Genomic DNA, 7,630 nt, shown 5'->3' with positions numbered 1-7,630 from the left:
TTATTCCTAATATTTTTATAATCTTTTTCTCTAAATCAGAAAAGACTATCTTTAGAGCACTATCAACTTGAGCCCATATATTATATATTGATTGATTAAAAATTTCCCTTCTAAATAACGGTTCAAAATAATCATATAATTTATCTAATGTCACTAATTCAAGTCTTCCATCATTTTTATTAACTAATTCAATTAATGAATTTGGTTCATCTTTACTTAAATATGTAAAAAGTGTTCTTTCATTTTGTGCTACTTTTTCACTAACAATAGGCAATGCAAAAGTAGTATATGGATGCAATGGAAAACATCCATTTACAATTTCCTTAAAATAATCTTTGCTTCTATATACACTGTTAAATAATCTTTCGCCTTCGCTTGTTAAATCATCTAGTTTATCTTGATTATCTTTTATAAACTCCATTAACTTAGTTTTGTTTTTCTTTGTTGCATTAGATATCAATTCGTAATTTTGCTGTGAAGTTGATATAAATAGTACTTCTTTAAATCTTCCTTCAATTGTTCTCCATGCGTCAATTTTCTCTTGCGGTATTTTACTAATATATTCATTTATTGTCTTATGAGTAATACATATTAGATGCATTTGCGGAGATTTTAACCTTACACTTAATTCCGCCATATCCTGAAGAATCTTTAAGTCTTTTGAGTTATTTAAGTCATTACTTGATTCAATAAATTTGCTAAATTCATCAAATACAATTATTATTCCATCATATTTATATTTCTCTTTTAGCTTATAATTAGTTTCTTCAATCAATTTCACAATATCCGAATTAACCATTGGGTTAAATTGTATTCCTGATGTAACTTCAGTAAATATTTCTTTAAATAAATCATATGAATTCTTATCAAAAGCTTTAAGTTTTTCTAAATACTTTTCTAAGGATAAGCCACATCTATCCTTAACTAAAACTTTAACTTTTGTAATCATATTTTTATCTTCATATTCTAACCAATTTGTAATTGTTGCTATAGCTGAATCAAAATAGGTATTAGGTAATATATCACTAATATCAGCTTCTTTTAATGCATGATTTAACGCTACTAATAAAGCTTGATTTAAATCATCTGAATTAAAATTCAATATTATTGGAAGATATTTTTTCTCAACTAAAACCTCTTTTGCTAATATCGCACACTCTGAATTAATTGGTTCAATTTTATCTATCAATCTATTTAACTCATTACTTTGAGAATCGCCACTCATTAAACCTAATAGTATTAATAATAAATGGCTCTTTCCTTTTCCATATGGACCAATTAATACAGACGCATTATCGGCTTCATCCATTTTTGTATTAAGTAAATATTTATATAAAAGCTCTACTGTTTTTCTTGTTGGTATATAACTACTAATTTTTTTAGGATTCCTTAAATCATATTGTAAATTTATAGAATATTGAAATCCCTCATTACTTTTAATAAAGTCAGAATATTTCATCTTGTGCACTCTCCTGAATTCCACTATAATATTTCCTTAATACCTCAACTTCATCTAACTTAGTTGGATAAATCATATTTAATCCTGCTGCCCTAGTAATTTTTATATACCCTTTTTCTTCTAAAATATCTATATATTCATTAATTGAATTTTTGTCTAAATTAAATACTTTTCCAATATTATTTTCATCCTCAATTAAGTTTTTAATAGATATCGATCTGTGTCCTTTCAAATTGTCTAGTATAACATATAAAATTATTAACTCATCTAGTTTAGTTCTATTTGGTGTTAATTTGTTAATTAATTCTTCTTTATTCTTAACTTGAATTTTATTAATTAATCCTAACTCACTAAATGGACAAACCATGTTATCTTCAGGATCCTTTAAATCATTTTTTTCAGTAAAATATGTTTTTATGATACAAGTACAATCATCTTTAATTGATTGTTCTGAAATATCCATTGTCGGGTCCATTTTCAATAATTCTTGCTTTATACCTTCAAACATTGTTTCTTTAGATAGTTCTGTTACATTAATTTTATTAAAAAATAAATACCAACTTGTAGCACTTTCTTTATTTGATACTAATTTATAGTGAAGTAAAAATAATGTACCTAAATCCTCAAAATACGGATCACCCTTAAGAATAATATCTCCAAAATCTTCTCTCTGAACCTGTTTTCTTTTTGAATTAATTCCAATGCTTTCTACAGTTAATCCAATAGCTTGAAGCCAATATCTTATTGCTTTAACCATATTAGACCCAACTCCCAATTCATCTACTGCTGCAGTTATATCTGATAATATATATGGATTTTCTTGGATTGCTCTTGTTCCTTTTCTTAACCATCCTTCCCTTATATAAAAACTCTCATGACCTTTAAGTCTAATCTTTACGTTACTTGCCACTATTTTCACCTCTTTTAGTAATGAGAACCTTTCGCATATAGCAACCACCTTCAAAATGGTTTATACATTCCCCACATCTTTTGCATTTTTCATCTATTATTCTATATGTGTTACTAACTCTATTTAAGACTAACTCATTTTCATGCGCTGTTTTTTTTACTATTATAGCATCATGCTTGCAAACACTTTCACATCCTAAGCACCCTAAGCACATTTGATATTTTGTTAATTGACAATCTATTCTTTGTTTTATATCTCTTAAACTTTTTGCTTTCCCCAAAGGTATCTTCAACACAGTAACTTTAAGCTCTCTAGTTCCTATCTTTCCCTGAATCCTAAAAATCGGATTACCTATTTTATCCAAAATATATACTTGCCCTAATCTTGCATTACCCATTTCTTTATTTATCCAACCAAATGGTTTAAAGAATTCATATAATTCTTCAGTTATATCTTTATTTAATTCATAATTAAAACTTTCATTTTCTGTTGCACACGGCTTAAAAGATACAAATATATTCTCACTATATTTTACTCCATTTCCACCCTGCCTGGCTTTCCAGCTACCTTCATCCACATATACTTCTGGATCTGGTTTCCCAACCTTTTTAGCAAAATCGATTAAAAGAGTTCTCCACTTAGTGGATTGTTCAGCCATATATATTTGAGATAAATATTGTGCCCATGTAGTATTATTAGGACAGCACCAACAACCAACTCTTGAATATCCAAGTTTATATGCATCATTAAAATCTATTCCTGTTGTTAATATATAAAGCCAAATATCGAAATCACTCCAATCTATAATTGGTGACGATACATTTTGCTTTGTAATTTTAGGGCTATCACTTACTCTATCATATTTACTTCTGCTAACCGATTCACTTCTTCTTATCCCATAAAATGTTAGAACGTTGTCTTTATCTTTAAATATTGCATTTATTTTTTTCGTAATTGCTCCAGTTTTAAAAACAATGCAACACCACCTCATCACTCTGCTAGGTGGCCCTATTACTTCACACATATCATAAAAATTCTTTTCTTTATTCTTTGCTGATAAAATAGGCGTTTTTGTATTTTCAGCTTTAAATCTTTTTAGGTAATCATAAGTAGCCGGAAATTCCAATGTCGTATCTCCAAAAATATGTATTATATTAGGCATTCCTAATGCTCTTGTTACTAAACTACTAACTACAGTACTATCCTTTCCTCCTGAAAATGATACAAATGTATGATCATCATTATAATCCTTTTTTTGATTAATAATAAAGTTTGTTGCTTCGGTAACAATATAATTATATCTATCTTTATTTACCTTTATAAATAGATCTATATATTCATTGAATTTATCATAACTATTTTCATCCTTATATTTTTCTAATTGTTCTATTACAATTGACGGATTACTTTCCATCAATTGTTTTTGAGAATAGTTTTTCTTAACCCCATCAATTATGTATCTATTTCCACTTCCAGTCCATACTGATGATTTTTTAAATTTAAACGGTTCTCCTAATAGTATTTCCAACAGTAATCTCTCTTCAGGAAATACTGGTCTTATATCGGTTCCAATGTAATGCCCCTTAGTACCACACTCAGGGCATATTTCATCATACGTTGGTATATTGCAATGATTACACCAATACAATTTTGATGTTATTTCAGTCCTTTCATTGCAAACAGGACATTCACTATTTTCAGTATCTATTCTACAATTTTTACAATAATATTTAATCATATTCTATCCTACCTAAAATTTATTAAAATTAAACTTCTACAATTATCTTAGTAGAATATTTATTAACTTTTTCCTTAATAAATCTTAATTTAATTTTTCCATCGACTTCATTCAATTTTTTTATTTTCTCTACGATAATATCAATAAAACGCTTGTCTAGTTTCAATTTACTTCTATTAAAGTTATTTTCAAAGTATATTCTTCCTGTATATTCTTGACAATTGTGTAAAATTATTATATTAACCTTATCTCCGGGTTTACAACTTTCTATACCAAAAAAAATTCTTATTTCAATAGGAATTACTGTTTCGCAATACTTTATGAGAGAATCATCAATAATTTTACTAGCATATTCTATTCTTTTATGATTCCAAGAATATGCTTCTATATTTTCAAAACTGTTCATTATTGTCACCTGTATTTCTTTATCTTACTCACTTATAATTCTATCACATTATAAGTTGGTTTTCTATTTTTCTTACTTGGATATATATTCACGTCAAAACAAATCGAAAGCCAAATTTGCCCTTAATTACAAATCAGACAGAACGTTCTCTACTACGTTGAATATTTTTAAAATATCTTTTCATAATAAGACTTACCTTCTAATTGCAGATATTTTCTTGAAATGTATATTCCATACCAGACCATGTTATAATATCTTGCCCTTGAAGTTCTTGTTGTAAAACTTGGTAAAACCACATTTCCAAGAATTTGCGCAAAAAAATCAATTGCTAATGGACTAATACGCTCGTCTCATCTTCCAATGGCTCATATTTTGTACATGATAAATTAAAAGCTTCCATTTAAATTCCTTCTTTACAATCGTAATATAATATTTAATCCAACCTTTACATAAATCTTCACATAGCAAGTAGTCTAAAACCGCTTAAATATCATGAAAATTTATATGGTTTAAATTATTAACTATGCAACAAAATCCATTTTTCTAAATATGGCCTATCATTATTAGCACTTGTTTCATACCATTGAGAGCATAAATAATAGTATCTTCCCTTTATTATAATTGGTTGGAGTAATATCTAATTTTTTCAAAATTATTTAATTCTTCAACTAATAAAGGAAATTGTAAATCAAAAGTCTCTTTTGATCCATAAGTGAACATAAGCTATTACATTACACTTGATATGTAATTTTATTTTAATCTTTTTCATATCCGTACATAATTTTCATACCGTCAACTATATGAAAAACGATATTAGTTTTAAATACTGATACATTATTATGCGATACCCTTTTAGCAGCTTTATACGCTTCAATTTCAGAAGGATACGCATATAGGAAACTTTCCTTTTCGGTTCCTTTATATTCCACTATTGCATACATATCTTTGACTATTTCTTTTGGAAAGTCCGTTATATCCATTGGTTTATCATTGTCCATTACCAACACCACCTGTATAATTTTATAATTATGAAAAGTTAATTCATCATTTAGACATCTTAATATTAGATTTCAGTTTATTTTCTTTAATGCATCTGTAATTTTACTATTAATAATATAAAGTGAACTCCAAAATCATATTTTTAATTACTGTGATTCTCTACTATTCTCTTACCAATCTCATAGATCTTCTCTCTGAGCTCCATCGGTTCTAAAACCTTAAATCCATCTCTTAATCCCAACAATTCAATACAAATCCCATCTATTCCATAGGCTATAAATTCATATGTAACATAATCACATTCTTCATTTATTATTCTTTTATTGACAGCAACTTTTTCCTCTATTATCTTCGCCGCATTCTTATTAAATTTAACTACAATCCTAGTTTCTTTTTCTCTTCCCCCAAACATTTGCCACGACTTAGAGAGGTAATCTGGAAGTGAAAAATCAGATTCCCCTTTATTTTCATCTAAAATCTCTATTCGCTTTATTCTATCCAGCCTATAAGTTCTATCTTCTTTATTTTCATTAAAAGCTATAAGATATACTCGTCCATTATCGAAGGTTATGTTTTGAGGTTCTATAATATACTTACGTATATCTTCACTAGATCTTCTATATAACATCTTTACCTTTTTCTTATTAATAAATGCCTTGTATATATCCTCCAAAATATCTTCCAGGTAGTATCCATCTATCTGGTTAGTTTTTTCAAAAGAAAAAAGCTTCTCCATTTCTTCCTTTTCTTTGTTCCCAACGAACTTTAGCAATTCATTTTTTATTATTTTTACTTTAGTGGGTAATATATATTGCGATCTCAATAGTATTATTAAAATAAGCCAAATATCCACTGGTTTTAGTTTACTATTATTTATTATTTCTTTGAAAATCCCTTGGTCTTCTACTACATATTTCTTATTCTTCTTGTCCCATCTCATCTCTACGCCTAGTTCTTCTTTCAAATATTTAACATAGCTGCTTATGGTTCTTTCTGTGACTCCAAATTTTTCTGCTAACTCTGTTCTTCCTTGAATGTTTGAGTCACTTATTGATATAAATGTATTAATCGCATTCTCGCAAAAATTTTGTTTCATTAGTAAAACTCCTATAAATAAATTATCATAGTAAAATGAACTAAAAGTTCACTCTAAAAATATTTCATCAAAAGATATAATATTTTCTCGGTTATAAAGTTAAATGTTTATCCTATATAATTCTTAATAGAGCGCATAATTTTAACCACGACAAAATTATGGTGGTTAAAAACTATATTCTCATTCTAATTCACAATTTTATATACCTATAATCATTTGCTTAAGCTCTTTTCTTAAATTAACTTTATTAATATATTTTAATTTTGCTTCTTCTGAAACTTGAGTTTAAGCATTTAACCTATAATTAGTTATTTTCTTATTGTGTTTAACAAATTAAATAATAATTGTTTCTCTAGAAATTTGCCAGCAATAATATTTTACTACAAAATTCAAGTTAAAACTCAAAAATCCGATAAATTTTTGTATATTAATTGAAGTAATACAAAAACCAGAAAACTTTATCAAATATACATCCTTAATTTCACTAAATTTTTAACATAAAAAAGGTATTAATTAGCTTCAATTAATTCAAAGCAACTAATACTCCAATCCATTACTCAGCTATATTAAACAATTCATAAAAATACTCCATATCATTTTCAAATTCTTTTTGTATGTCTTCGTAATCTATAAATGTATTTTTATCATACACACAATATATATGCTTTATAGTAAATCCCTCTTTACTCTTAACATTATAAGCAGTGACAACAGATTTAATATGTTTCTTATAAGTTTCAATAACTACTCTATAAGTTTCATTTAAAATATTCTTCTCATAGTAAAATATTGAACTATTGCGAGATTGCTTATATACAAAATCCGGCTCATTTAAAATTTCTTCAATCTTCTTCATAGTCATCTCGGGATGACGAACTTTAATATGATTTTTGTAATTAGCATAATATAAAATAATCTTTTTATGTAATTTTCCTTCTAATTTAAAAATCTTGAGGTTATCTTCAAAATAATGATTCATGTATGTCTCCATCCTTTGTAATTTAATTCATTGAGAATATTAA

The 7,630-nt window shown here is 27.0% G+C and carries 6 protein-coding genes and 1 pseudogene; all 7 read right to left on the bottom strand.

Features of this window, described 5'->3' with window-relative positions:
* Positions 1-1,459, bottom strand: a pseudogene (locus CLCHR_RS23410) (hypothetical protein); the annotation flags it as partial.
* Positions 1,446-2,369: a DUF4007 family protein gene (locus CLCHR_RS23405; RefSeq protein ID WP_169896874.1), complete on the bottom strand. Its 924-nt coding sequence runs from the start codon at positions 2,367-2,369 to the stop codon at positions 1,446-1,448. The pseudogene CLCHR_RS23410 and the gene CLCHR_RS23405, both read right to left, overlap by 14 nt.
* Positions 2,359-4,107 (bottom strand): phosphoadenosine phosphosulfate reductase domain-containing protein, encoded by a 1,749-nt coding sequence (locus tag CLCHR_RS23400; RefSeq protein WP_079442337.1) that lies wholly within the window; start codon positions 4,105-4,107, stop codon positions 2,359-2,361. The genes CLCHR_RS23405 and CLCHR_RS23400 overlap by 11 nt, the downstream gene beginning before the upstream one ends.
* Before the next feature lie 28 nt (positions 4,108-4,135).
* A complete protein-coding gene (locus CLCHR_RS23395; RefSeq protein WP_079442335.1) occupies positions 4,136-4,513 on the bottom strand; it encodes a hypothetical protein in 378 nt (125 codons plus the stop codon).
* A gap of 755 nt (positions 4,514-5,268) precedes the next feature.
* A complete protein-coding gene (locus CLCHR_RS23390; protein ID WP_079442334.1) occupies positions 5,269-5,511 on the bottom strand; it encodes a hypothetical protein in 243 nt (80 codons plus the stop codon).
* A 143-nt stretch (positions 5,512-5,654) separates the two neighbouring features.
* Complete coding sequence (locus tag CLCHR_RS23385) at positions 5,655-6,608, bottom strand: helix-turn-helix transcriptional regulator (RefSeq protein WP_079442333.1); 954 nt, start codon at positions 6,606-6,608, stop codon at positions 5,655-5,657.
* 553 nt (positions 6,609-7,161) lie between these two features.
* On the bottom strand, positions 7,162-7,587 hold the full coding sequence (locus CLCHR_RS23380; RefSeq protein ID WP_079442331.1) for a hypothetical protein: 426 nt from the start codon (positions 7,585-7,587) through the stop codon (positions 7,162-7,164).
* Positions 7,588-7,630: the final 43 nt, after the last annotated feature.

The sequence above is a fragment of the Clostridium chromiireducens genome (assembly GCF_002029255.1).
In the GTDB taxonomy this organism is placed as follows: Bacteria; Bacillota; Clostridia; order Clostridiales; family Clostridiaceae; genus Clostridium; species Clostridium chromiireducens.
The sequence above is the reverse complement of the archived record's forward strand: the minus strand, read 5'-3'. Positions and strand labels throughout refer to the sequence as shown.